We start from the raw sequence: 23713 nt of genomic DNA on the forward strand, positions 1-23713 counted from the left end.
CAGCGCCATTACGCGAATTCGATCGCGTCGATCGGTTTGACCTCTCCAAACAACCAATCAGCGTGTTCGAGCGCGTACTCGCGGTGATGGTCCTCGATGGAACCGACTGCATCCTCGACGACGACGGGGCGGAAATCCCGAAGACCGGCACTACCGGCGGTATGCAGCACACAAACGTTGGCGAGCGTCCCACAGATGAGCAGATCCCGAATGCCGTGGGTATCCAGAAACCCTTCGAGATCGGTGCGATAGAACGCGTCGTAAGTGTGTTTTGTGACGACGTGATCGTCGGGTTCCACGGGAAGTCCCTCGACGATCTCGGTCTCCCACGTTCCTTCGAGCAGGTGCTCGCCCCACCGGTCGAACTCGTCGTAGTAGTGGGTGTCCTCGAACTGTTCGTCTGTGTGGACATCACGGGTGTAAATCACCTGTGCACCCACGGCGCGCGCCAGTTCGACGACCTCACGAACGGGATCGATGGCCGCTTCGCTGTCGGGGGCGTACAGGCTCCCATCCGGGTGACAAAATCCATTTTGCATGTCGACGACCACCGCTGCGGTCGTCTCGGGATCAAACTGCATGGCTGAAGATTGATGAGCAGGAGGCAAAACGTTTCTTCCGTGGTGTTTTTCCCGGTTGCCACTCACGGTTAGATATGCGATTCCGTCCGGTGATGCTTCTCGTTATGGTCGTTCTCGCTGGGTGTGGCTCCATGCCGACCCTCGGAACAGATTCGTCCCCGACCGAAACGGCTCCCTCTGCGCCGAACAGTCAGGGCACTCTGACCGCGCCGGGTGGGACTGACGATCCCGACATCGGTCGCCACAACGGCTACACCCACAATCAAACGCTCTCGATCGAAGCTACCGACGGTCTCAACGAAAGCGAACGGGAGGCCGTCGTTTCGAGAGCCATGGCCCGCGTGGAACTCGTTCGTGGAACGGATTTCAAACAGGACGTTTCGGTCGATATCCGGTCTCGATCCGAGTTCAAACAGGGACAAGAAACGGCGAACGTATCGGAGTCGTTCCAGCAGTTCGATAACGCGAAATTCGAAGCGATGTTTCTTGTCGGTGAAGGGACTAATTCACTCAGCACCCAAAGCACCAGCCGCGGGGAAAACGTTCTGGGCTACTACAGCAACGACGAGGAGTCGATCGTGATCGTGAGCGACAGCGAAACGCCGACGCTCGACGGTGAAAAGACACTCGCTCATGAACTTACGCACGCCCTTCAAGACCAGCATTTCAATCTCTCATCGTACAACAAAACGACACGAGACGAGTACAATGCGGTCAACGGACTGATCGAAGGCGAGGCGAACCTCGTTCAACAACGATACATGTCGCTCTGTTCCGGTGAGTGGAACTGTCTCCCGAACGCCGAGTCGGGTGGCAGCACGTCGCCACCGGACAACTGGGGCGTCTATCTACTCGATTACTTCCCGTACGCCGAGGGGCTGGAGTTCGTCACCGCCAATCAGCGTCAAGGCGGATGGGATCGGGTCGACGAACTGTTTTCGGAGCCACCTGAAACGACCGAGCAGGTGATCCATCCCGAAACGTACGACACTGACCGTCCGGCGTCGGTTTCTCTTACGGACCGGAACCGAAACGGCTGGGATCGGGTCCATCTAGATCCCGAGAAACGAGGCGCGACACGCCCGGATCACGCCGTTCTCGGTCAGTCGGCGATGACCGTGATGTTCGCCCAAACGGCGTTCGATTCGTACAACCGATCCGAAGTCGTCTCTCGAAAGGCGATTTTGAACCCCAGTGGGGATGGAAGTTCGAACTCCCTCAACTACAGCCTCTCAGCCACGACGGGATGGAACGGGGATCGGCTCCACGTGTACGAGAAAAACGACAAGACGGGGTACGTCTGGAAATCGAACTGGGACTCCTCACAGAACGCCTCGGAATTTGCAGATGCATACCGAGCGCTTCTCAGCCATTGGGGTGGAACGAAAACCGGTGACGGAACGTGGGTCATTGAGGACGGTCCCTTTGCGGATGCGTTCTCGCTAACGGTGACCGATTCGACGGTCGTCATCGTGAACGCACCCACGACTGAGGATCTCGGCGACGTTCGATCGGAGGCGTCCAATGGATGACCGGCAAATAGCTCTCCTCGTCCTCACGCTGTCCACAGTGATCGCTGGCTGTTCCACCCCCTTCGGGACGGGAGACGATCTCGGACAGGAGGGCGGATACAGCGCGACCGACGAACTGGACGTGACCACCGATGACGGTCTCAACGAGTCCGAACGCGAGAGCGTTGTCCATCGAACGATGGCTCGTATCGAGGTGATTCGAGGGTTGGAGTTCGACCGTGATGTTTCTGTCCGCGTCATTTCCCGTGCCGAGTACCGCGAGCAACGCAACCAGTTCGGGCTTTCATCGACGAACGAGACCGAGTGGACCGAACAGGTGTGGGAAGCGCTGTTTCTCGTCGACGAATCCACGAACGCGACGGAAGCCATCTCGGACGTGTACCGTGGCTCTGTGCTTGGGTACTACTCCGAGGAGGATATCGTCATCGTGAGCGACAGCGATACCCCTCGTATCGATCCCTACACCCTTGCACACGAACTCACACACGCCCTTCAGGACCAACAGCTCACCCTCAACGTCCGCGACGAGACGCAGGATGCACAGCTTGCGACTAACGGATTGATCGAAGGTGATGCAAACGCAGTGGAATACGAGTATCGACGCCGGTGTGAAGGATCGTGGTCGTGTCTTCCACGACCGGTACAGCCCTCCGACCGCTCCGACCGAAATCAGGGTGTGTACACGACGATCAGCATGCCCTACGTCAAAGGGCCGGCGTTCATTGAGGCGCTCTCCGAGCGCGGAGGATGGGAAACGGTCAACGACGCCTACGAATCGCTTCCCGAAAGTACCGAGCAAATCATCCACCCGACGCGATACCCGGACGAAAGTCCCGAATCCGTCCGGATAGCTGATCGTTCAGCCGAGCAGTGGCAGCGATTTACTGCTTCGCCCGGGACCGAAACGGTCGGCGAAGCGTCGATATACACGATGTTTCGGACCAACGGCGTCATCCCGGCTCCGCAGAACGGTCGAGAAAACTACTCCCATCCGATGTCTACGGGGTGGGCTGGTGACCGGCTCGTTCCCTACAACAACACGGACGGGCAGAACGGCTACGTCTGGAAAACGAAATGGGACACGGAACGGGACGCAAAACAGTTCGTAGACGGATACGAACGGCTCCTTGAGCAACACAACGCCAGCGCCGTCGACGGAACGCACCGTCTTCCCGAATCCGATCCCTACGCCGACGCGTTCCGGGTGACCCGCGAGGGCCGAACCGTAACCATCGTGAATGCTCCCACAGCCGACGAACTCGATCGAATTCACTGACTATCTTTAAACAGCGAGAGAATCCTGTCGTTCACGGCGGGCGTGAATAGGCCTGTGCTGCGATCGCTTTCCGTTCGTACCATGCCAGCAGTGGTACGTCCCTCGTCCGCGCGACGACCCGCCAGATACTTGGTAGTAATGAATATACAGATTCAAATTCCTCCAAGTGATATCAGGGGCAATGGCATCCCTTTCGTTCGAACCGTTGAGTTACGACGATTTACCGCCGGAACGGCGGCCATCCTTGCTTCAGGCGTCGATTCCGGTGATCGGTATGCTCGTCTTCTTGAGCATCGGGGCGGTTCTGTTGGATCTCGACCCACATCTCCCGTTGTTGTGGGCGATCGTTCTGACCGGATTGGTCGGTCGATACTGGATCGGTGTGCCATGGGATACACAGTATGAGGGACTCGTCGACGCCCTCCAGATGGGGATGCAGGCGATACTGATCCTGTTCGTGATCTACACCCTGATCGCCACGTGGATGTCGGCGGGAACGATCCCAGCACTGATCTACTACGGGTTGGAGCTGCTATCACCGTCGGTGTTCCTCCCCGCAACCGCCGTGTTAGGGCTGGTGGTGGCGTTCGCCGTCGGTTCCTCGTGGACGACAGCCGGAACGATCGGCGTCGCGTTCATGGGGATCGCCCAAGGGTTGGGGGTTCCGCTTCCAATGGCTGCTGGAGCGCTGCTTACGGGGGCGTACACCGGTGATAAGCTCTCACCGTTGTCGGACACGACGAACCTCGCGGCCGCGGTGACGAACACCGATCTGATGACGCACGTCCGCACCATGCGCGTCGGGACCACGCTGGCGTTTGGGATTTCGCTACTCGCCTACGCGTCTCTTGGACTCGCTGCGCAGGGATCTATTCCCGCCGGACGGATCGAGACGATCCAAACCGCGATCGCTGGTTCGTACTCCTTGCATCCAGTCGTGTTTCTGCCGTTGCTCGTGGCGTTCGGGCTTGCGCTTTTCGGCATCCCGGCGCTTCCCTCACTCGTCTCAGGCGTGTTCTTCGGCGTCGGGACGACGATCCTCGTTCAAGGCGTGTCGTTCACGGCGGCGTGGGAGATCGCACAGTCCGGAACCGACCCCCAGACAGGTGCTGAACTGGTCAACGAACTGCTCGCCAGCGGCGGTCTCATGGGATCGACGTGGACGATCACGATCGTCGTCGCGGCGCTCGCGCTCGGTGGGCTGTTGGAACGGACGGGCGTGCTCGCGGTGCTCGCCCACCACATCGGTCGGCTCATCGAAAGCGTTGCTGGCTTGACCGCCGGCACCGCCGTCTCGGCTGTGGCGATGAACGCGCTCGCTGCCGAGCAGTACATGAGCATCGTCGTTCCCGGTATGACGCTGCGAGGGCTGTATGAGGACTTCGATCTCGAGTCACGGAACCTCTCGCGTGCCGTCGAGTCGAGTGGCACCGTCACCAGCGCGTTGATCCCGTGGAACGCTGGTGGTGTCTACATGGCTGGCGTGCTCGGCGTTCCGACGCTCGCGTACGCACCGTACTACTTCCTCGGATTTCTCTCGCCAGCGATACTACTCGTGATGGGTGTCACCGGATGGCGGATGCATAGCACGCAGTCACCGGCGGAAGCGGACCCCGGACAAGCCACCGGAGCCACGACGACCGACGACGACTAACGGAACTGCAGCGTGCCAATGTGGCGGTATCTGTCAGCGAGATAGACAGCGGCGACTATCCAGAGCGCGACAATAAACCCGTACCACGCATCGCCGGACGGTTCCATCCGTCCCTGACTGGCGGACGCCAAATACACAAGCGCGTACAAGGCGATCGGAATCCCGACGTAGATTCCTACGGAGGGGATCCAGTCCGTTCTGGGTTCGGTCGCGTCGATGAACAACGCCACAAGCGCGACGATCGACAACGGCACGAGGATCAGTAGCCCGAGGAACGTGACGACCCCAACACCGCTGTCGAGGCTTTCCAACCACACGGAGAGCAATACGATCGGTGCGAGGAGCGCGTAGACGGGAACTGCTCGCCACCAGTTTGAGGACGCAGCGGGCTCGGGGGTTTCACCCGTGTCCGATCTGTTACGGTTCCGGAGCCGCGTCGTCACCCGATCAGTGATCACCGCGACGATCATCGTTATCAACGCAGAGAGACCGGCGCCGATGGCGATGGCGATCGGTATCAAGACGACAGCGACGGCAGTCATCTCCAGCGACGCGTCCGCGATCGAGGGGAGCATGGTAACTACGAAAACGAGCACCGTTGCGATCGATCCGACGAGACCGGTCCACAGTCCGGCGCGGCGGCTCTCGGTCGATCGGTTGCTGTAGTAGTATCCAACGAGCAGTCCGGCCAGAAGCAACGGCTCCCCCGAGATAGAGCTACCGATCACGACGCCGCCACTTGATATCGACACCGATCCCGACGAGAGGAGGAGGGTGAACGGGATCGTCGCTAGACCAAGGAGGATCGCAAACCGCAACGAGTCGTCTGTCTGTGCTTTACGGAGGGGCGCAAGCAGGGCCATAAATATGTATTTTTATATCTAAAACCAAATAACAATAAACATTTCCATCGTGGTGAACCCGTCTGCTTTTTCGCGTTGCCACGAGAAGGGCGAGTATGTTCGACATCGTCCCCCCGTCTGCGATCCGCGAGGGTCGGGCGACGGACGCCTACTTCGACCGGACGCTCACGACGCTGGCCGACGCCGACGTGGATCCACACGTCGTTGCCGAGGTTACCGCTGATCAGTTCCCGACCGGGGAGTTCGAGCTGTTCGCCGGCGTCGAGGACGCGGCGGAACTTCTCGCCGAACGCTCCATCGACGTGGATGCGCTCCGGGAAGGGCAGCTGTTCGATGGCGGGCCAGTCATGCGGATCGAGGGGCGATACACCGAGTTCGCGCGGCTCGAAACCACGTTGCTCGGGTTTATCTCTCATGCGAGTGGAATCGCCACGAACGCGCTCCATGCCCGGCGTGTAGCCCCTGACTCCCAACTGTTGAGTTTCGGGGCGCGTCACGTCCATCCATCGATGGCCGCGGTCGTCGAACGGGCTGCGCTCGTCGCAGGGTTCGATGGCTTCTCACACGTCGCTGCTGGCGAGTTGTTGGGCCGGGAAGCCAGCGGAACGATGCCTCACGCGCTCGTGCTCTGTTTCGGGACGGGCGAACAGGAGACGGCGTGGAACGCGTTCGACGCGGCCGTCAGTGAGGACGTGCCACGGATCGCGCTGTGTGACACCTTCTCTGATGAGACCGACGAGGTGCTCAGGGCGGCCGAGACGATCGATCTCGATGGCGTCCGGATCGATACACCCAGCTCTCGACGCGGGGACTTCCGTCACATTGCTCGAGAGGTTCGGTGGCGACTCGATGCCGAAGGGTTCGAGGATATCGATGTGTTTCTCAGCGGCGGACTCGGACCCGCAGATCTCCGGGAGCTACGGGATGTCGCCGACGGCTTCGGCGTGGGTGGCTACGTCAGCAACGCCGATCCGGTGGACTTCGCGCTGGACATCATCGAGATCGATGGCGAACCGATAGCGAAACGCGGGAAGCTATCCGGACGCAAGGACGTGTACCGAACCGAAGAGGGCGCTCACCGCGTCCGACCCGCGTCCGAGTCATCGTCGGACGAGTCGTTGTTGAAACCACTGGTTCGAGACGGTGAGATCGTCCGTGAGTTCGACATCGACGCCGCCGCCGAGCGGGCGCTGGCCGACGCCGAACGCGTTGGATTCGGTACCGACGACTGACCTAAACCGGCGAGATTTGATGGGATGGAAACGAGAACCGTCCAATGGATACAACACAAACTATAGATTAGTATGATATAACGTCAGGAATGATGGCGAGCCTGATCGGTCCAGTGACCGTACTGGTGATTGGACTCCTCGGACTGCTCTGGCTTCCCGTTCGGATTCGGGCCGTCTGGAACGGGGAGAAGTCCGCCCCGCCGATTCCCATCGTCAAGCGTTCATACCACCTTGCTGATTTCGCTGTGACCGATCGAACGTTCCCGATATTCGGGGCATCGTTGTTCTGTCTCGCCGTGTGGGGATTTTTGACAAGCTCTGAAGTCGTGTTACACTCGATGGGTGTTTCCGGGCTGCGGCCCACCCTTTCGACTATTGGTGCTTTTATGCTGGCTCCGATGCTCCTGTTTTCACTCGTAGCACAGGCTGTTTACTCGTTTGGACGGCCAAAATTCCTGACCCCACCACACCTCCGTGACGAGTACGAAGTGACCGGGCGATCGGAGGGTGCCGGTGCTACTGGATTAGCGTTCGACTTCACGAACGAGGAGGTTCAGCAGTTGCTCCAGACCGATGAAAAACTGTTGGAGAATCTCGAGAGGATGGTTGAGAACGACGAGGCGCACCTCGTGTACGAGGGAGAGTCCGAATCGCGCTACGCGGTGCCTGACAGTTGGTGGAGCCAGATCGCCGGACATCTCGGGTACGACGTTCCTGAGGAAGGCTTTCATGTCGTGACGGTAACGTCCACAGCGGCGTATCGAGAGCACGTCAATCGCGTGGGAATGCTTCCGAAGGTCGAAAGCGACGGCTGTGGTACGTCCCCGTTCGTCGTCGAACATCGATCCGAGCGGACCGAAACCGATCCGATCGCCGCCGGGCAGTGACCGAACGACTTACCCCGTATCGTCGTCTACCCTCTCTGTGGCAGTGGGTGCCCGGCTTCCGCACGATGTGAGGAAAGTCCCCCCACCGTCCGGGCAGGTGACCGGGTGCAAACCCGGGACGGGAGACCGTCGGCTCTGGAACAGAAACGAGACCCCTCCACCGGACCGATGAGGTGTGCGACGCTTGAGGTAACGAGAGCACGTTAACCCACCGAGGACCGATGGTGGAGAACGGATGGAACGGCGAACCCTCACCGGTGCAAGCCCGCGACAGAATGGTAGCCCGGACACACACCGCGGGCGCTCAGCCGAATGCTGGATAGAACAGAAGGGGGCTTACGGCTCACAGCCACAGACTCGAATATTTTATTCCACCAATTCATCCTAGTGCATAAAATAAACATGAATACATATCGGATATGACCTGGTTACCAGTTGTGTAATCATAACCAAAAATGTCTTTTTCTTGGTGTCCGATCATGATACAGATGACTCGACGCCTCGTCATTTTTGTGCTCGCTATGGTCGTACTCGCCGGCTGTGCGAGTGGACCGTTCGGAACGAACACGCCGGATCCACAGAATGTGTCAACTGATGAAAATGAAACGGTGCAGACGAGCACGCAGGTCGAGACGCCGTCCGGGCAGTCGAACGACAGCCCCGGCTCCGGATCTGCGGCAGCGAACAACGAAACACCCTCGAACGGTACCACCACAAACGCCACGGGCAGTGATACCGCGTCAGGCAACGATGAGAACGCTGTTCCATCGAGTGACAATCCGTGGCAGAAGCAGACCCTGACGGTCGCGGTCGACAGCGAACTGAACACCGACCGCGAACTCATACCGCTCGTCGAGGATGCCCTGGCGTACTGGGAACAGAACAGCCAGCAGTATGCGGGATACAAAATAGATTACGAATTGAAGAAGAACGCACAGAATCCAGATATCGCTGTGTCGTTCGTTTCCTCCATCGAGGAATGCGGCGTCAAACAGCGTGTCGAGGGCTGTGCTCCCTACATCACCTCACCGGGTGACGTCAACCGCCCTGTGAACGTGCAGATCAAGGGTGGATACACCGACGATTCGACGAGGCAGCTCCTCATTCACGAACTCGGGCACACCCTCGGATTGGACCACGGTGACCGGCCCAAAAAGATCATGGCAGCGAAGTCCGACTTGACTACGCTTCCTCAGCCCAACGTGACCGAGCGCGCGCTTCCGTGGGACCACTCCACGCTCACCGTCGCTGTCGACGAGTCTGGGATTCCTCCTCAGGAGCGAAACGCCGTCAACGAACAGATCGATGCTGCCCTTGATTACTACGAGCGAGGTGCTGACGGAACTGTACCCAACCGAGTTTCGTTCAAACGGGTGTCCGACCCGAACGCCGCTGACATCCGGATCCAATTTTCGGATGAATCGCCGTGTTCGGATCTGAACACCGGATCGTGTAGCATTCCATCGGGGTACGATCCGGATAACGACGATGCCTTAGAACAGTACCACCACGTCAGGATCGTACTCACCGGTCTCGACACCGAGACCATCGCGTGGCACGTCGGCAACCGACTCGGTGAAAACGCGTTTGGATTCGACCACGTGAGCGACTTCCCGTATCCCCTTCAAAGCACCACACCCCAACAAGAGCGCAGTTCTCGCTGGTGGACGTAGCTCACTCGGAACACTTAGGGTCAACTGTTCTGAAGTCGTTCTCGTGATCGCGGAGTTGTTGGATCCGTCATTCCCCCTGTTTCCCTTGGTAGTGGAAAGCGGATCCTGGGAACTGAAACGCGCCGTCAAGCACGCGGTCGGTCCGTTCGGACTGGTACTCATCTTCGTCTATTCGTTTCTCATCGCGGTCGTGCTCCCGTTTCCTAGCGAGATCGTGCTCGCTGCACCACTCAACTTGGGTGTTCCCGAGTGGATAACGATGGCTCTCATCGTCGTTGTGAGTGGGACCGGTAAAGCACTCGGAAGCGTCTTCGCGCTCAACATCGGTGACAGAGCGATCCACTCGGGACCGGTGATACGAGCAGTAGAGCGCACCGGTATCGACATCGTCGGTATCTCTCAGCGAAAAACGGTTCAGATCGTTCGACGGTACGGCTATATCGGGCTGGCTGGCGTGCTCTGTATCCCCGGCTTTCCCGACACCATTTCGATTTACGCGTTCACCGTAATCGAACAAGATTATATCAAGTTCGCCGTGGCGACGTTCGTTGGAAGCGTCGGCAGACTGGTCATCTGGCTTGCTGGGATCGAAATCGTCTTTTTGGTTTTCTGAGTGGCGTGCTGGCGACCGTGCCGCGGTGTGGCCGACGCTGTTTCGGTAAGGATGGCTGTGAGGTGTCACAGCCACTGATCGGAAACTGGGGTGATCCGGGCGAGATGATCGGCGGATTTACACCGCTCGGAAGGCTGCACACGGTATGAACCGATCCCACGATCCGTTTCCGACGGATCGACCAGCAGTCGTGACGTGTGGGTTGCCGTATGCGAACGGTGATCTCCATATCGGCCATCTGCGCGGCAACCTCAGCGCCGACGTGTTCGCTCGTGCACTCGAAACGCTCGGACAGCAGACGGCGTATGTGTGTGGTTCGGACATGCACGGAACGCCGATCGCCGTCGAAGCCGAACAGGAGGGTGTCCCACCCGAGGAGTTCGCGCTCCGATACCATGAGCAGTACGAGGAGACGTTTGAGCGATTCAACGTCGATTTCGACAACTACGGCCACACACATCAGCCGACGAACGTCAAACTCACCCAAGAGATCGTCCACACCCTAGACAAGAAGGGATACGTCACCGAGAAAGCCATCGAGGTCGCGTGGGATCCGACCGAAGAACAACCGCTTCCCGACCGGTACGTCGAAGGGACGTGTCCGTACTGTGGTTCGACCGCTCGCGGTGACGAGTGTGATGAGGGGTGTGGCCGTCACCTTGAACCGGGTGAGATCGAAGAGCCGACCAGCGTCATCACTGGAAATCCGGCGGAATATCGCACCCGGGAACACAAGTTCTTCCGGCTTTCGGAGCTACAGGAGTATCTTCAGGCGTTCATCGACCGCCTCGAAGGCACCGATAACGCACGAAACCAGCCCCGAGAGTGGATCGAGGGCGAACTCAAAGACTGGTGTATCACCCGCGATCTCGACTGGGGAATCGACTATCCCGACGAGGAAACCGATCTCGTGTTGTACGTCTGGGTGGACGCTCCGATCGAGTACATCGCCTCCACGAAGCAGTACACCGATCGCGTTGGAGCGGACGTTTACGACTGGGAGACCACCTGGAGGGACGACGGTGAGATCGTCCACGTCATCGGACCGGATATCATCCAACACCACACCGTTTTCTGGCCCGCGATGCTCCATGCTGTCGGATATACGGAACCGCGTGCGGTGATGGCGTCCGGGTTCGTCACGCTGAACGGTGAGGGCTTTTCTACGAGCCGCAACCGAGCGGTGTGGGCGCGTGAGTATCTCGATGAAGGGTTCGATCCGGATCTCCTCCGGTATTACATCACGACCCACAGCGGCTTCCAGCAGGATCTCGATTTCTCGTGGGACCGGTTCCAAGAGCGCGTGAACAGCGAACTACTCGGCACGCTCGGCAACTTCATCTATCGGTCGTTGTTGTTCGCCTACCGCAACTACGGAGGGACGCCTGACGTTCCATGCCCCCAGCCGGTCGCCGACCGAATCGAAACGGCGCTTGGATCGTTCCAAGAGGGGGTCAACGACTACTCCATCCGAGAGATCGGAACCGTCCCGGTCGAACTGGCACGCTTCGGGAACGAGTACATCCAGCGTAACGAGCCGTGGAAGCTCACCGACGAGGATCCCGAGCGGGCTGCGACGGTCATCCGTGGCTGTGTCCAACTCGCCAAAGCGATCGCCGTGCTTCTCGAACCGACTGCTCCCCAAACTGCAACTCGGATCTGGAAACAGCTCGATGAGGCGGGAAGCGTTCACGACGCCACGCTCGACACGGCGCTTGTGGCACCGTCAGAGCAGTTCGACGAACCGACCGAACTGTTCGAGCCGATCGAGGACGAGCGGGTCGACACCCTCACTCAACGGCTTGAGGACCGACAGGCACAGCCCGAGGTGGACGACCCCACGGATGAGGACGAGGCCACCGACGCCGAAACGGCGCTCGAACCGCTTTCCGAAGACCGAATCAGCTTCGAGCAGTTCCAAGCACTCGATCTCCGCGTCGGTCGTATCACGGACGCAGAACCGATCGAAGGAGCGGACAAGCTCGTGAAGCTCGCGGTCGACATCGGTCACGAGACCCGTCAGGTAGTCGCTGGTCTCCGCCAGCTCCATGACGTTGAGGAACTTCCCGGAACCCGCGTCGTGCTCCTTGCCAACTTGGAGAAAGCAGAGCTGTTCGGCGTCGAGAGCGACGGGATGGTGCTGGCTGCTGGCGAAGAGGCGGACCTTCTCACCACTCACGGTGAGACGCCCCCCGGAACGTCGATCAAGTGAGCTACTCGATCAAGAGCCGTTCGGTACCGACTTATGAGACCGGAAAGTACCCCCTGGTATGGATGACGAACGGGAGTATCGATTCGCTGTCGACGATGTCGGCGAGGACGAGACGCCCAATTCGATCGACGAGGAGATCGAAGCCCTCCGATCTGCGGACCCCGAACCCGGCTCCCCATCGATCGAAGGCGCAGTATTCGTCACGTTAGGAGCACTCGTGACGGCCGTTTTGTTGTTGATGCTGGCTGGTTTCATCTGAGTTCCCCCGAAGGGTTAACATATCGATAGACCAAACACCACGCATGGAGGCGATCGTCTTACAGCCCATTGTCGAGGGGGTTTCACTTACGTTGCCGGTGTTGCTGTTGCTCGCCGGTGCTGGACTCCTGATAGCCGAAGCACTCGCGCCCGGTGCACACTTCATCGTCGTCGGTATCGCCCTCTTGGTCGCTGGACTCGTCGGAATCGCACTGAGTGGATTCGTCGGCATGATCCCGATGCTGATCGGGATGGCGCTCACCGTCCTCGTTGCCGGCGGTGTCTCCCTGTATTTCTACAAGGAGATGGATATCTACGGTGGAAAAGGAAGCGGGCGTACAAGTGATTCAGACGCCCTCAAAGGAAAAACAGGGTACGTCACCAAACACGTCTCCGGGACTAGCGGTGAAGTAAAACTCGAAAGCGGCGGCTTCAATCCCTACTACCAGGCCCGAACGCTCGGCGGTGAGATCCCTGCCGGTGAGGAAGTCATCGTCATTGATCCCGGCGGCGGGAACGTTATCACCGTCGAAGCCCTCTCGGTCATCGAAGACGAGATCGACCGGGAACTCAATCTGGATTCCGAACCCCGAAACGACGAGCGTGAACCCGACACTGCGTCGTAGTGATCTCACTCCACTAGTAGTGGACTCGTTTTAGCAGCTGTCTGTCGTGTTGCAATGGATTACGCTGAAGCTGAACAAAAAGTAGCGTTTGCCGGTGATATTGTTTCTCTGGTTGAAATTATGTAAGTAATTCATCTTGTAACGGAAACATTTTTAGTGGTACTATCCCAAGTTCTTTGCATGTTTGCCCTCCCGCTACAGGGAAGCGTCGTACCGATCGTAGTTTTAGCGCTGCTGTTGATTCTGATCTTTGCCGTTGCCCAGTCGGTCGAGATCGTAAAACCCTACGAGAAACGCGCACTGACCGTGCTCGGTGAGTACCGGAAGCTGCTCGATCCGGGACTCACCTTCGTACCGCCGTTCGTCTCAGCGACGTATCCATTCGATATGCGGACCCAAACACTGGACGTTCCTCGGCAAGAGGCGATCACACGGGACAACTCACCCGTTACGGCCGACGCCGTCGTTTATATCAAGGTAATGGATGCGAAGAAGGCGTTTCTCGAAGTCGATGATTACAAGCGCGCAGTGTCGAACCTCGCTCAAACGACACTGCGGGCGGTGATCGGGGACATGGATCTCGACGACACCCTGAACAAACGCCAGGAGATCAACGGGCGCATCCGTGCAGAACTCGACGAACCGACCGACGAGTGGGGTGTGCGTGTTGAGAGTGTCGAGGTCCGTGAAGTGAACCCTACCCCCGAGGTTCAACAAGCGATGGAACAACAGACCTCAGCAGAGCGTCGTCGCCGCGCGATGATCCTCGAAGCACAGGGTGAACGGCGTAGCGCAGTCGAGACGGCACAAGGTGACAAGCAGTCGAACATCATTCGAGCACAAGGTGAGAAGGAAGCCCAGATCTTGGAAGCACAGGGTGATGCGCTGTCGACAGTGCTTCGCGCTAAATCCGCCGAGTCGATGGGCGAACGGGCAGTCATCGACAAAGGAATGGAGACGCTTGCGGACATCGGTCAGAGCGAATCCACCACTTACCTCCTGCCCCAAGAGCTGACCTCGCTGGTGGGTCGGTACGGCAAGCATCTTTCGGGGAGTGACGTGGCCGAGGATGCTGCCGAACTCGATAGCCTCGACTTCGACGCCGAAACCCGTGAGCTACTCGGGCTCGACGATATCGACGAGATGATCGGCCAGATCGACGAAACTGCTGAGATGGATATCGAAGGGATCGATGAAGAAGCAGAGGCCATCAGAGAGGGTGAGGATACCCCCGACATCAAGGATTCCAACGAAGTGATCGAAGAGATGGATACCGAGGCCGACACGGAACTAGAAACCGAAAAGAGCTGATGATCCATTCCAAGCGGCGATAGTGGTCGGCAGTTCGATCTCTTTATTGACCGCCACGAACCGACAAGTTATTTTACATAGCAACTCCAATAGGTACGTAATGGTTGATGAGTCGAGTGAGTCGGTCGATACGGAGAAACGTGCGACCCTCCGGCGATTTGCGGCGCTGGGGGCTGCTGGTCCGCTCTCCCGACTCGTCGATAGCAGTTCGTCGAGCGATGTCCGTGATGCTATCGTCGGCTATCTCTCGACTACACCGGGTGCACACTTCTCGAAGATCCGTGATGATCTCTCGTTGGGTACTGGTGAAACCCAACACCATCTTCGACGCCTCGTCGATTCTCACGCCATCGAGAGCTTCCGTGACGGGGAGTATCGTCGATACGTCGAGGCCAACAGGTTCAGCGAGTATGAAAAAGTGGCGTTGGGCTATCTCCGGCGCGAGACGGCTCGCGGGATGTTCATCGTCCTCCTTCGTGATCCCAATGCGACCGCGAGCGACATCGCCCACACGCTCGACGTCTCGCGGCCGACAGTGAGCAAGTACGCAAAAGAACTCGAAGCGGCAGCCTTGTTATCGCGCGAGAACGGTTACGCCGTCGAACGTCCAGAAACCATGCTCACTCTTCTCGTTCAGTACGCCGATTCGTTCGGTGAGGATGCGGTCGCTCTCGCTGTGGATGCGGATTCACTGATCCAGTACGATCCGCCCAGTTCGCCGTAACGTCGCTGCTCACCCCCGAGCGACGGACGGATTTGTCGTCGACATCGTCACCTTCCACGTGGTTCCCGACGAATATCCCCACTTTTCGATCGTGAGATCGAGTGTTGCTTCTTGTACCGACTGCATGTTTGCTCCGACCTCCTTGGCACTCAAACCGAGCTCGCTGCCAATGAGTCGGGACTTGAAATACGTTTTTGTCGTTGCGTTCTCTCGGAGATAGCGTAAGATTCGTTGTTGTTTCTCCGTCAGATCTATCGCTGATGGAGTGCTGGCACTCATGCATTGACCCAAGAGAGAACGACATATAGTGAGTTTGGTACAGTGGGGTAACGCCGTTCAGTACCGCGGTTTTCTTCGAACAATACTCCGATAGTGGGGGCTATGAATGGGGGGCTGGTACGGCCGGGAAACACCCTCGTAAACCACCCCACCCTGCTCGCTTGCGGGATACTCCGCTCGCTTCTGAGGGTGTCGTCAGGCAAAGCCTGGTTGCTAACCGAGCTTCGCTCGGTGATGTCATCAGAACTGCATTGGAGTTCTGATTGCTAACCAGAAACTTTCGAAATCTTCCATTTCTAGCGATGGGGCTTTGATGTGGACTCTTTGCAATCAGTCTTCGGCAATAGGCTGGTGACTCTCGCCGTTCAGCTTCTCACCATTCACCACACGTCTACTGGTGCGCTCACTAAACTCGTTCACATGCCACAAACCTTCGATTTGTGAGCGCGTTTCCGTCCCCCGACGCGGGCGAAGAACTGAAATTCACTCTCGAACCACGACGGAGCCGAAACGGAACGCAGCAGGATTGACCAGCGGCTCGGATTGCTCTCGGGCCCGGTGCGGACCGACGGCGTACCAGCGATCACTCGATTATCTCTCCGACAGCGAAGTTCGGCTTGACCTCCGTGATCTCGACCTTTACCCGTTCACCGACCTCCGAGTCGGGAACGATGATCACATATCCCCGTTCGACGCGCGCGATACCGTCGCCTTGTTTGCCCAGATCCTCGATTTCGACGTACCGGATCTCACCAGTCTCGACGGGTGGTTGAGGCTGGTCCGACACTGTAGAAGTCGTCGCCGATGATTGACGTTCCTCATCCGCCGAAATAAGCGCGACACGATAGGTTTCCCCCGGCTCAACCGAACCGGTCTCGATCTCACGCCGGGGAATCTCGACGGTGTACGTCTCGCCGTTGGTAGACACTTCGGCGCTAAACAGACACAGGAGCTTTTCTGAGATTTCCATGATAAACCTCTGAACGCGATGTCACGGGCACTGAGTAAAGAAGGTATCGCCTCAGAACGACATCTCCCACTGCAAAGACGAACTGATACATAATATCACAACAAAATAGTATCGTCATTGTATTATCTCCATGTATGATTGCGGAAAGTATATTATGCGGTAGCGGTCATCGATAGTGTGCGACTCCACCCGCTCTGTCGGTTAGGGACCGCTGATAGAGTGACGGTACTGAACATCGTGGCCGGGTTCGGGGCGATCCTTACGGTTCCGCTCTCGATGGTGGCTGAGAATCCTCTCGCGCGAGCGTTTGGGTATCCTCTCGGGTTGGAACTCACGGCTCGATTGATCCTTCTCGGAGCGATCGCCGATGGACTTGACGGCGTGCTCGCCCGTCGAGGATCCGGATCCGGGTCGGCAGTGGGTGCGTTGATGGATTCGATCGCGGATGTCATCTCCTTTGGCGTCGCACCGGCGTTGTTCGTCTTCGGCGTCACGTGGGTGGAGTGGATCGAGACCGGGTCGGGTACGGAGCCGACGCTCCACTTCGTCGGTGCAGTCCTCATTACGTCGGTGTTCGTGGTGTCATCGGTTCTCCGAACGGCGGTGTATACGGTGACGGATGCTGCCGAGTCGTTTCGCGGTGGGGTCCCCAACACGCTCGCGGCGACGATCCTCGCCGTCGCGTATCTCGCGGGTTTTGACAGCGCCGTCCTGTTGCTGGCCGTGATGGGTGTGTTGGCGTATCTGATGGTAATTCAAACACCGTATCCGGGACTGCGCGCACGCGATGCGTTCGGTGCCGGAACCGTTCAAGCGATCGTCGTCATTGCTCCCGAAGGACTTCAGCTGTGGTTCGCTCGCCTGTTGCTTCTCGCGGCGCTCGCGTATCTCGTGTTGGGTCCAGTCTCGTATCGAAGTCGGGGGATCACGAAGTGAGTCGATACACAGGATTCACAACCGTGTTCCGTCGGGGTGTTTGGCACCCTCAGAATCGTGAACGACGATCTCACCCCTGCCGGGGGCGGTCGGTTCGTAGGATTCACTGACGGCGATGGTTTCTTCGATCTCTCGGATAGCACGGCGTTTCAGCGTGGCAGCGAGCGCTTTGGCGTCTTCGCGGCTGATTTCACGGCCGAGACCCTCACAGTCGTGGGCACGAACGAGTTCTTCCTGTTCTACCGGCTCGCCCATCGGTTGGTTCGTTCCGCCGAGTGCGAGGCTGAACGGATACGTCTGACAGATGAGCGGTCGGTCGGCGTGGACGGTACACGCACCGGTTCCGTTCTCATCTTCAGCATAAAACGCACAGTCACCACAGCCGTCGGTTTGGAGCGCCCACTCGAACGTCTCGCCTTCAGGTCCATCGGGACCGTCTGTCAGACCGTAGGGAATCGGGCGGGCAACATCACGCCATCCACCGTCAGTCGCGTTCTGTAGCTCACGGACCTCGTCGGGGAAGACGGTAGCAGTGTGTTCTTCGTGGTCGTCGCCTGCGCCGTGGGCGGTACAGCACTCCCCACACCGCGTACACGCAAAGCCGATGGATTCGATGGCGTCGGCCAACGCTTCGGTGTCGAGCGTGCGTGCCCGCTCCAGCTCACGTTCGAGATCGGGAGGGCCATCGGCGTCTGTACTGTCCGAATCGGCCATACAAACCGTTTCTTCGCCGCGGAGAAACGTCCGTTCTTCGGTGTCGGTCACGCCGGAAGTGATGCGCGTGTGCCGTCCCATACGACCTTCTTCTCGACGGCGAGCTTTTCGAGATGGGCTTCGACCGTCGCCTCTGCCAGCTCACGAACGTCGGACACGTCTTTCTCGTATGCGGCGTCCGTGATTTCCGGAATCGACGCCGCACCGGCTTCAATAGCCCCGAGAACGCGGTGCTCGCGCTCGCGTCGGTGATCGATGAGCCGTCGTACTGTCGCCTGTGGCGCGTCGATCACTGAACCGTGGCCGGGATACAACACCGAGGGATCCCGAGCATAGACGCGCCGCAACGATCCGAGATAAGCGCGCATATCTCCCTCGGGTGCACCGACGACGACGCTACCCGACGCCAGCACCAGATCCCCAACAAGATACTGCTCGCCGACCACAAACGACACGTGTTCGGACGCGTGACCGGGGGTTTCGAGCACACGAACGCAGCCCGCACCGATTTCGATGGTCGTGTCGCCACGAAACGTTCGATCGGGCGCTACCCCAGTCGCAGACTCAAACGACCGCTCCCGTCCTCGGCGTGCCCACACCGTCGCTCCTGTTTCCGCGGCGTACCGACTGACGCCAGCAATGTGGTCCGGGTGATGGTGTGTGACTGCGATGTGATCGACGGAACGATCGGCGACGGCCGCGTCGAGTTCGTCGCTTTCTCCCCCCGGGTCGACCAGCAGTGCACCGTCTACACCCACCAAGTAGGCGTTCGTCGACCCGCTCGGCGTCTTGGCCACCTCGTCCGACACCGGAACTCTCGAAACGTTCATACCGGGCCGTACGTCACCACCGAAAAAATTCTCACGGACACCAAACCATCTCTACGGGTCGAAACTACGACCGACGAAAAGATACAGGTAAACCTCAGAGATGTTAACACCGTTCAGTCCCCGGAATCCTACGAGAACGAATCCTTCAATCGATGAGGAAATACACTTGTTTGCGTGCGTCGTGGAAGCTGTATCGAGATTCCACGAGGTCGGCATCTTCCAGCCGGTTCAGCGCGTATCGAACGGTCCGGTCCGGAAGCAGCGACTCCTTGGCGAGCTGGCCTTGTGAGAGGGGTGATTCATCGTCTAGCACTTTCGCAACGAGCTTGGCGCTCGGCGGGAGGTCGCGCAACCGGTCCCGAAAGTCCGGATCGGTGAGAAAGGTTTCCGCCGGTTGATTCTCCGCATTCGTACTCATATCCGGCTCTCGGAGGAACGAGATTGTAAATCTTCGCTATAACCTCCACAAAACAATACGAATACTCCAATGTGTGATTGTCACCCTTATACATAGATTTCAGACAGGTATTGCCGCAACCTACAGGAGCAAGTGAATCGGGATTCGACACCACCCCCGGCGTGACAATCCGTTTTTGATCGTCTCACGCGGCATTTTGTGCTCGCCGTATCTTTTCTCGACCGATCTCGTATTCGTCCTGTGGTGTTCTCCGAACAGTTCCGTGCTATCTTTGACAGGAAAACGTTCGTCCGCCCGCCAACGAACTCGCTCATCGGTGTACGAACCAAACGGGAGTTTTCAACGCGCCGAAGACGTGTCGGGTGGGGTAGTTGACCGCAGCGCGGAAACGGCGAATGGGTGTGTCTCCGAATCGACCCCGAAATCGTGTGGATATCCTGAACGCCGAGATCTCGTTCGTGTCCTGCTAGAGCAGTCATAAACGTGGTGTGCTGACACCATGCGCTCTAATCCAGTATCGTTTTATTTCCAGAATGAATTGTTGGGGGTAGTGTGAAGGGCCAGGAGTGGTATCAGGCGAAAGATATCGCCGAGGATTACGACACAAAGCGGTTTTCCCGCGGTGGACGCCTCATCGATGAGCGAGAAAAGCAGGCCGTTCTCGATGCCGTATCCCCCGTCGAGGACAAGCGAATTCTCGAAATCGCTTGTGGAACCGGTCGATTCACGACGATGCTCGCAGACCGCAGCGGGGAGATCATCGGGTTGGACATCTCCAATGCCATGCTTCAACAGGGCCGGCAGAAAGTCAGAAACAACGGTGTCGGTGACTCCATCGAGTTCCTCCGAGGAGACGCTGCTCGGCTTCCGTTTCCCGACAACCATTTCGATGCGGTGTTTGCGATCCGATTTTTCCATCTCGCAGAGACACCGGCGTCGTTCCTGCGAGAGATGAGTCGCGTTTCCCGCGATCAAGTCTTTTTCGACACGTTCAACCGCTACAGTACGCGTACAGTTTACAACTGGTTGCTGCCGATGGGGTCACGGCTCTATTCGGAATCCGAGGTCGATCGCCTTCTCAGGGGAGCGGATCTCACTCTCATCGATGAGGCGCACGATTTCGTCCTTCCGTACGGCTTTTATCGCCAGATCCCTGATGAGATCGCATCGAGCTTTCGGGATGCCGACACGACCGTCGGAGAAACGTCGATCGGAGACCTTTTCGCGTCGGTGTCCTACTGGAACGCAACGGTCCAGTGACGCTCCGATCGATCCCGGCGGTCGTTGCGCGCTCGGTGTGAACGTCTTCCCGTATGATCTTCCTCTGGGAACGACGACGAGCCACGCGAACTCACCCCCCTGTGTCCACCCAATCGTTTTATCGCCCGGCGGTTAGTAGCCCCGGTATGGAACTTTCGGTGGTCGTGCCCACACTCAACGGCCGCGAACACCTCGTGCGGTGTCTCGATGCGCTTTCGGAACACGTATCGTCGGCGGAGATCATCGTCGCCAACGGTCCGAGCGTGGATGGGACGACCGGGATGGTCCGTCGTCGTGACGACGTCGACGTGCTCGTGGAGATCGGTGAGCGGAACATCAATGTGGCTCGAAACGCGGGTATCGACCGTGCTACTGGCACTGTTATCGCTTTTCTCGATTACTGGTTGATCGTCGAAGAACGCTGGATCGATGCGATCCGAACCGCGTTCGATCACGTCGCCACGGCCCACCGCGCCAGCGGTCACGGGCCGCTGTTGCCTGCCGTCATCACGGGACCGGTGCATCGGTCCCAGTGTGGTGGTGTGCGTTCGGACACTGTCGATCGTCGAACGATCAATGGTACACGAGTGACGTATTTCGACGGCGGTAACGTCGCGTTTCGGCGGGACGCCCTCGAAGCGATCGACGGCTTCGACGAGTCGCTCGCCATGGGTAGCGCCCGAGACAGTGCTCATCGCCTCGCACACCTCGGTTACAACGTGGTTTGGGAACCGACTTTCAGCGTTCGACAAGACGCCCATCCTCGACACACCACCGAGAACCACAAAGCCGACACCCCCGGGTTCCGGCCTCGCTGTCACGCCACTGATGTGGCCGCACGGGAGTGGGACTGGCGGTATCGGTCGCTCACGTATCGGCTGGTGAAGAACTACGGTTTCCGGTCGCTCTGGCGTGTCGCCCGCCATACGGCTGCCGACGTCAAAACTGCGCTCACCTCCATCGCACGCGGTAACACACGCCCGTCTGACTGGCTTACTAACGGTCGGAACATCGTAACTGGCGCAGCTGGCGGCCTAAAAGACGGTTTTATCGCCCGGCTCCGAGATCGCTCGCCACAGCGCAACCCCAACGGCGTCTCGACGCGTGCCGACCGGGCTGTCGCCGTGTACGACCGACGGGACCAGTGACTCAGCGCAGTGGCGTTCGATCAACACGTCGAATAAAACGATATCACAACCTGTGATAACATTCGTCATGACGTTCCTGTACCCGATTCCCTCGATCGAGACAGAAACAATTATATAGAATCGCAATCCATGTCTCTATGATTATGTCACAACCCGCCCAACGAGGCCAACCGATGTTCATTCTGGCAGAGGACACCGAACGCACCCAGGGCGAGGACGCACAGTCCTCGAACATCACTGCTGGCAAGGCAGTGAGTAACTCGGTTCAGTCGACGCTCGGACCGCGTGGGATGGACAAGATGCTCGTATCCGACTCGGGCGACGTCGTCATCACGAACGACGGCGCGACCATCTTAGAGGAGATGGACATCGAACATCCTGCTGCGCAGATGATCGTCGAGGTCTCGACCACACAGGAAGAGGAAGTCGGCGACGGAACCACGACTGCCGCCGTGCTCGCCGGAGAACTGCTCTCCCGGGCCGAGGACCTCCTCGACGACGATGTTCACCCCACGTCGATCGTCGAGGGCTACCACGAGGCCGCGCGCATCGCCCAGGAGACGATCGACGAGCAAGTACTCGAGGGATCCGTCGACGACGATCTCCTTGAGAACGTTGCCGTGACGAGTATGACCGGTAAAGGAACTGGCGACATCGGTGCCCGTCCGCTCGCAGAAACCGTCGTTGAAGCCATCCGTCGGGTCGAATCCGATGGCGTCGACCGGGACAGCGTTCGGGTTCGAACTCAAACCGGGGCTTCCTCTTCAGCGACGGCGCTTGTCGAGGGTATTATCTCCGAAGAGGAACCGCTCCACGAGAACATGCCTCGCCGCGTCGAGTCGGCCAACATCGCGGTGCTCGATCTCGATCTCGAAGTGAGCGAGAGCAACATCGACGCCGAATACAACGTTACCAGCGTCGATCAACTCAACGCCGCACTCGACGCAGAAGAGAGCGAACTCCAAGAGTACGCCGACACGCTCGCCGAAAGCGACATCGACGTGGCGTTCGTTACCGGCGACGTCGACGATCGTGTCGCCTCCGCACTCGCCAACGAGGGCATACTCGCGTTCGACGGTGTCGACGACGACGAAGCCGAATCGATCTCCCGTGCGACGGACGCTCGGTTCGTCGGAACGCTCGACGATCTCGAAACCGACGACTTCGGCCACGCCGAACTCGTTCGCGTCGAAAAGTTCGGGGACGAGGAACTCGCGTTCATCGAGGGTGGCAGCAAAGCGGAATCGGTCACCGTCTTCGTCCGCGGTGGCACCGAACACGTCGCTGACGAACTCGAACGCGCGCTTTCTGACGGGCTTGATGTCGTCACTGCTGCGATCGAACAGGGCGGTGTCGTTCCCGGTGCGGGCGCGATCGAAATCGCCATCGCAGACGGCATCCGCGAAGAGGCAGCCTCGATCACGGGTCGCAAACAGCTGGCCGTCGAGGCGTTCGCTGACGCGCTCGATGTGCTCCCACGCACGCTCGCGACCAACGCCGGAATGGATCCGATCGACGCGCTCGTCGAACTCCGGTCGACCTACGACAGCGAGGGCACCGCTGGCATCATCGCCGAAGGCCAGACTGGTCGTGTCGCCGATCCCCTCGAAGCTGGCACCCTCGACCCCGTCGCGGTCAAACGCGAAGCCATCGAGAGCGCCACCGAAGCCGCGACGATGATCACTCGTATTGACGACGTGATCTCCTCGAGCTAAC

At 58.8% G+C, this 23713-nt stretch carries 23 protein-coding genes and 1 other RNA gene; 17 read left to right on the forward strand and 7 right to left on the reverse strand.

Annotated elements, in window-relative coordinates; translation table 11 throughout:
• Window positions 1–8: 8 nt before the first annotated feature.
• A complete protein-coding gene (locus MW046_RS10500) occupies window positions 9–581 on the reverse strand; it encodes a cysteine hydrolase family protein (protein ID WP_247993058.1) in 573 nt (190 codons plus the stop codon).
• Between the two features lie 74 nt (window positions 582–655).
• Here MW046_RS10500 and MW046_RS10505 point away from each other — a divergent pair, with 74 nt between their 5' ends.
• The 3 genes from MW046_RS10505 to arcD all read left to right on the forward strand — a co-directional run bounded on the left by MW046_RS10505 (window position 656) and on the right by arcD (window position 5043).
• On the forward strand, window positions 656–2113 hold the full coding sequence (locus tag MW046_RS10505; protein WP_247993059.1) for an Hvo_1808 family surface protein: 1458 nt from the start codon (window positions 656–658) through the stop codon (window positions 2111–2113).
• A complete protein-coding gene (locus MW046_RS10510) occupies window positions 2106–3389 on the forward strand; it encodes an Hvo_1808 family surface protein (RefSeq protein WP_247993060.1) in 1284 nt (427 codons plus the stop codon). Before MW046_RS10505 ends, MW046_RS10510 begins: the two co-directional genes overlap by 8 nt.
• 181 nt (window positions 3390–3570) lie before the next feature.
• Entirely contained in the window at window positions 3571–5043 is a 1473-nt protein-coding gene (gene arcD, locus MW046_RS10515; protein ID WP_247993061.1) for an arginine/ornithine antiporter ArcD, read from the forward strand.
• Here the strand turns inward: arcD and MW046_RS10520 are convergent.
• Complete coding sequence (locus MW046_RS10520) at window positions 5040–5906, reverse strand: DUF5518 domain-containing protein (protein WP_247993062.1); 867 nt, start codon at window positions 5904–5906, stop codon at window positions 5040–5042. The genes arcD and MW046_RS10520 overlap by 4 nt on opposite strands.
• Window positions 5907–6001: 95 nt before the next feature.
• Between MW046_RS10520 and MW046_RS10525 the strand changes: the two genes are divergently transcribed.
• The 10 genes from MW046_RS10525 to MW046_RS10570 all read left to right on the forward strand — a co-directional run bounded on the left by MW046_RS10525 (window position 6002) and on the right by MW046_RS10570 (window position 15442).
• Window positions 6002–7138, forward strand: a complete 1137-nt coding sequence (locus MW046_RS10525; protein WP_247993063.1) for a nicotinate phosphoribosyltransferase — start codon at window positions 6002–6004, stop codon at window positions 7136–7138.
• 92 nt (window positions 7139–7230) lie between these two features.
• Entirely contained in the window at window positions 7231–8025 is a 795-nt protein-coding gene (locus MW046_RS10530) for a hypothetical protein (protein ID WP_247993064.1), read from the forward strand.
• A gap of 39 nt (window positions 8026–8064) precedes the next feature.
• An RNA gene (rnpB, locus tag MW046_RS10535) (RNase P RNA component) lies at window positions 8065–8376 on the forward strand.
• Window positions 8377–8513: 137 nt separating this feature from the next.
• A complete protein-coding gene (locus MW046_RS10540; protein WP_247993065.1) occupies window positions 8514–9698 on the forward strand; it encodes a matrixin family metalloprotease in 1185 nt (394 codons plus the stop codon).
• A gap of 43 nt (window positions 9699–9741) precedes the next feature.
• Window positions 9742–10311, forward strand: a complete 570-nt coding sequence (locus tag MW046_RS10545) for a YqaA family protein (protein WP_247993066.1) — start codon at window positions 9742–9744, stop codon at window positions 10309–10311.
• Between the two features lie 145 nt (window positions 10312–10456).
• Window positions 10457–12523, forward strand: coding sequence for a methionine--tRNA ligase (metG, locus tag MW046_RS10550; RefSeq protein ID WP_247993067.1), 2067 nt, complete (start codon window positions 10457–10459; stop codon window positions 12521–12523).
• A gap of 58 nt (window positions 12524–12581) precedes the next feature.
• Complete coding sequence (locus tag MW046_RS10555) at window positions 12582–12782, forward strand: DUF7312 domain-containing protein (RefSeq protein WP_247993068.1); 201 nt, start codon at window positions 12582–12584, stop codon at window positions 12780–12782.
• Between the two features lie 43 nt (window positions 12783–12825).
• Window positions 12826–13407, forward strand: a complete 582-nt coding sequence (locus MW046_RS10560; RefSeq protein ID WP_247993069.1) for an NfeD family protein — start codon at window positions 12826–12828, stop codon at window positions 13405–13407.
• A gap of 180 nt (window positions 13408–13587) precedes the next feature.
• Window positions 13588–14718 (forward strand): SPFH domain-containing protein, encoded by a 1131-nt coding sequence (locus MW046_RS10565; protein WP_247993070.1) that lies wholly within the window; start codon window positions 13588–13590, stop codon window positions 14716–14718.
• 100 nt (window positions 14719–14818) lie between these two features.
• The gene (locus MW046_RS10570; RefSeq protein ID WP_247993071.1) at window positions 14819–15442 is read left to right on the forward strand and encodes a winged helix-turn-helix transcriptional regulator; all 624 of its coding nucleotides are present in this window, start codon (window positions 14819–14821) and stop codon (window positions 15440–15442) included.
• Window positions 15443–15451: 9 nt separating this feature from the next.
• Here the strand turns inward: MW046_RS10570 and MW046_RS10575 are convergent, their stop codons facing one another.
• Complete coding sequence (locus tag MW046_RS10575) at window positions 15452–15721, reverse strand: DUF7123 family protein (RefSeq protein WP_247993072.1); 270 nt, start codon at window positions 15719–15721, stop codon at window positions 15452–15454.
• 583 nt (window positions 15722–16304) lie between these two features.
• Entirely contained in the window at window positions 16305–16691 is a 387-nt protein-coding gene (locus MW046_RS10580; RefSeq protein ID WP_247993073.1) for a TRAM domain-containing protein, read from the reverse strand.
• Between the two features lie 177 nt (window positions 16692–16868).
• Here MW046_RS10580 and MW046_RS10585 point away from each other — a divergent pair, with 177 nt between their 5' ends.
• Entirely contained in the window at window positions 16869–17627 is a 759-nt protein-coding gene (locus tag MW046_RS10585; protein ID WP_247993074.1) for a protein sorting system archaetidylserine synthase, read from the forward strand.
• 15 nt (window positions 17628–17642) lie between these two features.
• Here MW046_RS10585 and MW046_RS10590 read toward each other — a convergent pair whose 3' ends face one another.
• The 3 genes from MW046_RS10590 to MW046_RS10600 form a co-directional block, all read right to left on the reverse strand.
• Window positions 17643–18341, reverse strand: coding sequence for a YkgJ family cysteine cluster protein (locus tag MW046_RS10590; RefSeq protein WP_247994767.1), 699 nt, complete (start codon window positions 18339–18341; stop codon window positions 17643–17645).
• Window positions 18342–18388: 47 nt separating this feature from the next.
• Window positions 18389–19171 (reverse strand): MBL fold metallo-hydrolase, encoded by a 783-nt coding sequence (locus MW046_RS10595; RefSeq protein WP_247993075.1) that lies wholly within the window; start codon window positions 19169–19171, stop codon window positions 18389–18391.
• Window positions 19172–19316: 145 nt separating this feature from the next.
• Window positions 19317–19589, reverse strand: coding sequence for a MarR family transcriptional regulator (locus MW046_RS10600; RefSeq protein WP_247993076.1), 273 nt, complete (start codon window positions 19587–19589; stop codon window positions 19317–19319).
• A 552-nt stretch (window positions 19590–20141) separates the two neighbouring features.
• On the opposite strand from MW046_RS10600, the gene MW046_RS10605 reads away from it, so the two are divergent.
• The 3 genes from MW046_RS10605 to thsA all read left to right on the forward strand — a co-directional run bounded on the left by MW046_RS10605 (window position 20142) and on the right by thsA (window position 23712).
• Window positions 20142–20849 (forward strand): class I SAM-dependent methyltransferase, encoded by a 708-nt coding sequence (locus tag MW046_RS10605; RefSeq protein ID WP_247993077.1) that lies wholly within the window; start codon window positions 20142–20144, stop codon window positions 20847–20849.
• Window positions 20850–20995: 146 nt separating this feature from the next.
• On the forward strand, window positions 20996–21997 hold the full coding sequence (locus MW046_RS10610) for a glycosyltransferase family 2 protein (RefSeq protein WP_247993078.1): 1002 nt from the start codon (window positions 20996–20998) through the stop codon (window positions 21995–21997).
• A gap of 143 nt (window positions 21998–22140) precedes the next feature.
• Window positions 22141–23712, forward strand: coding sequence for a thermosome subunit alpha (gene thsA / locus MW046_RS10615; RefSeq protein WP_247993079.1), 1572 nt, complete (start codon window positions 22141–22143; stop codon window positions 23710–23712).
• The last annotated feature ends 1 nt before the right edge of the window (window position 23713 follow it).

It is taken from the genome of Halocatena salina, assembly GCF_023115355.1.
In the GTDB taxonomy this organism is placed as follows: domain Archaea; phylum Halobacteriota; class Halobacteria; order Halobacteriales; family Haloarculaceae; genus Halocatena; species Halocatena salina.

Excerpts from the sequence above, each read along its gene's own strand:
- MW046_RS10590 (WP_247994767.1), bottom strand. The coding sequence starts at position 18,341 with ATGGCCGATTCGGACAGTACAGACGCCGATGGCCCTCCCGATCTCGAA.
- MW046_RS10600 (WP_247993076.1), bottom strand. The coding sequence starts at position 19,589 with ATGAGTACGAATGCGGAGAATCAACCGGCGGAAACCTTTCTCACCGAT.
- MW046_RS10530 (WP_247993064.1), top strand. The coding sequence starts at position 7,231 with ATGGCGAGCCTGATCGGTCCAGTGACCGTACTGGTGATTGGACTCCTC.
- MW046_RS10505 (WP_247993059.1), top strand. The coding sequence starts at position 656 with ATGCGATTCCGTCCGGTGATGCTTCTCGTTATGGTCGTTCTCGCTGGG.
- MW046_RS10575 (WP_247993072.1), bottom strand. The coding sequence starts at position 15,721 with ATGAGTGCCAGCACTCCATCAGCGATAGATCTGACGGAGAAACAACAA.
- MW046_RS10560 (WP_247993069.1), top strand. The coding sequence starts at position 12,826 with ATGGAGGCGATCGTCTTACAGCCCATTGTCGAGGGGGTTTCACTTACG.
- MW046_RS10525 (WP_247993063.1), top strand. The coding sequence starts at position 6,002 with ATGTTCGACATCGTCCCCCCGTCTGCGATCCGCGAGGGTCGGGCGACG.
- MW046_RS10520 (WP_247993062.1), bottom strand. The coding sequence starts at position 5,906 with ATGGCCCTGCTTGCGCCCCTCCGTAAAGCACAGACAGACGACTCGTTG.
- MW046_RS10500 (WP_247993058.1), bottom strand. The coding sequence starts at position 581 with ATGCAGTTTGATCCCGAGACGACCGCAGCGGTGGTCGTCGACATGCAA.
- MW046_RS10555 (WP_247993068.1), top strand. The coding sequence starts at position 12,582 with ATGGATGACGAACGGGAGTATCGATTCGCTGTCGACGATGTCGGCGAG.
- MW046_RS10510 (WP_247993060.1), top strand. The coding sequence starts at position 2,106 with ATGGATGACCGGCAAATAGCTCTCCTCGTCCTCACGCTGTCCACAGTG.
- MW046_RS10570 (WP_247993071.1), top strand. The coding sequence starts at position 14,819 with ATGGTTGATGAGTCGAGTGAGTCGGTCGATACGGAGAAACGTGCGACC.
- thsA (WP_247993079.1), top strand. The coding sequence starts at position 22,141 with ATGTCACAACCCGCCCAACGAGGCCAACCGATGTTCATTCTGGCAGAG.
- MW046_RS10610 (WP_247993078.1), top strand. The coding sequence starts at position 20,996 with ATGGAACTTTCGGTGGTCGTGCCCACACTCAACGGCCGCGAACACCTC.
- MW046_RS10565 (WP_247993070.1), top strand. The coding sequence starts at position 13,588 with ATGTTTGCCCTCCCGCTACAGGGAAGCGTCGTACCGATCGTAGTTTTA.
- MW046_RS10540 (WP_247993065.1), top strand. The coding sequence starts at position 8,514 with ATGACTCGACGCCTCGTCATTTTTGTGCTCGCTATGGTCGTACTCGCC.
- metG (WP_247993067.1), top strand. The coding sequence starts at position 10,457 with ATGAACCGATCCCACGATCCGTTTCCGACGGATCGACCAGCAGTCGTG.
- MW046_RS10595 (WP_247993075.1), bottom strand. The coding sequence starts at position 19,171 with ATGAACGTTTCGAGAGTTCCGGTGTCGGACGAGGTGGCCAAGACGCCG.
- MW046_RS10580 (WP_247993073.1), bottom strand. The coding sequence starts at position 16,691 with ATGGAAATCTCAGAAAAGCTCCTGTGTCTGTTTAGCGCCGAAGTGTCT.
- arcD (WP_247993061.1), top strand. The coding sequence starts at position 3,571 with ATGGCATCCCTTTCGTTCGAACCGTTGAGTTACGACGATTTACCGCCG.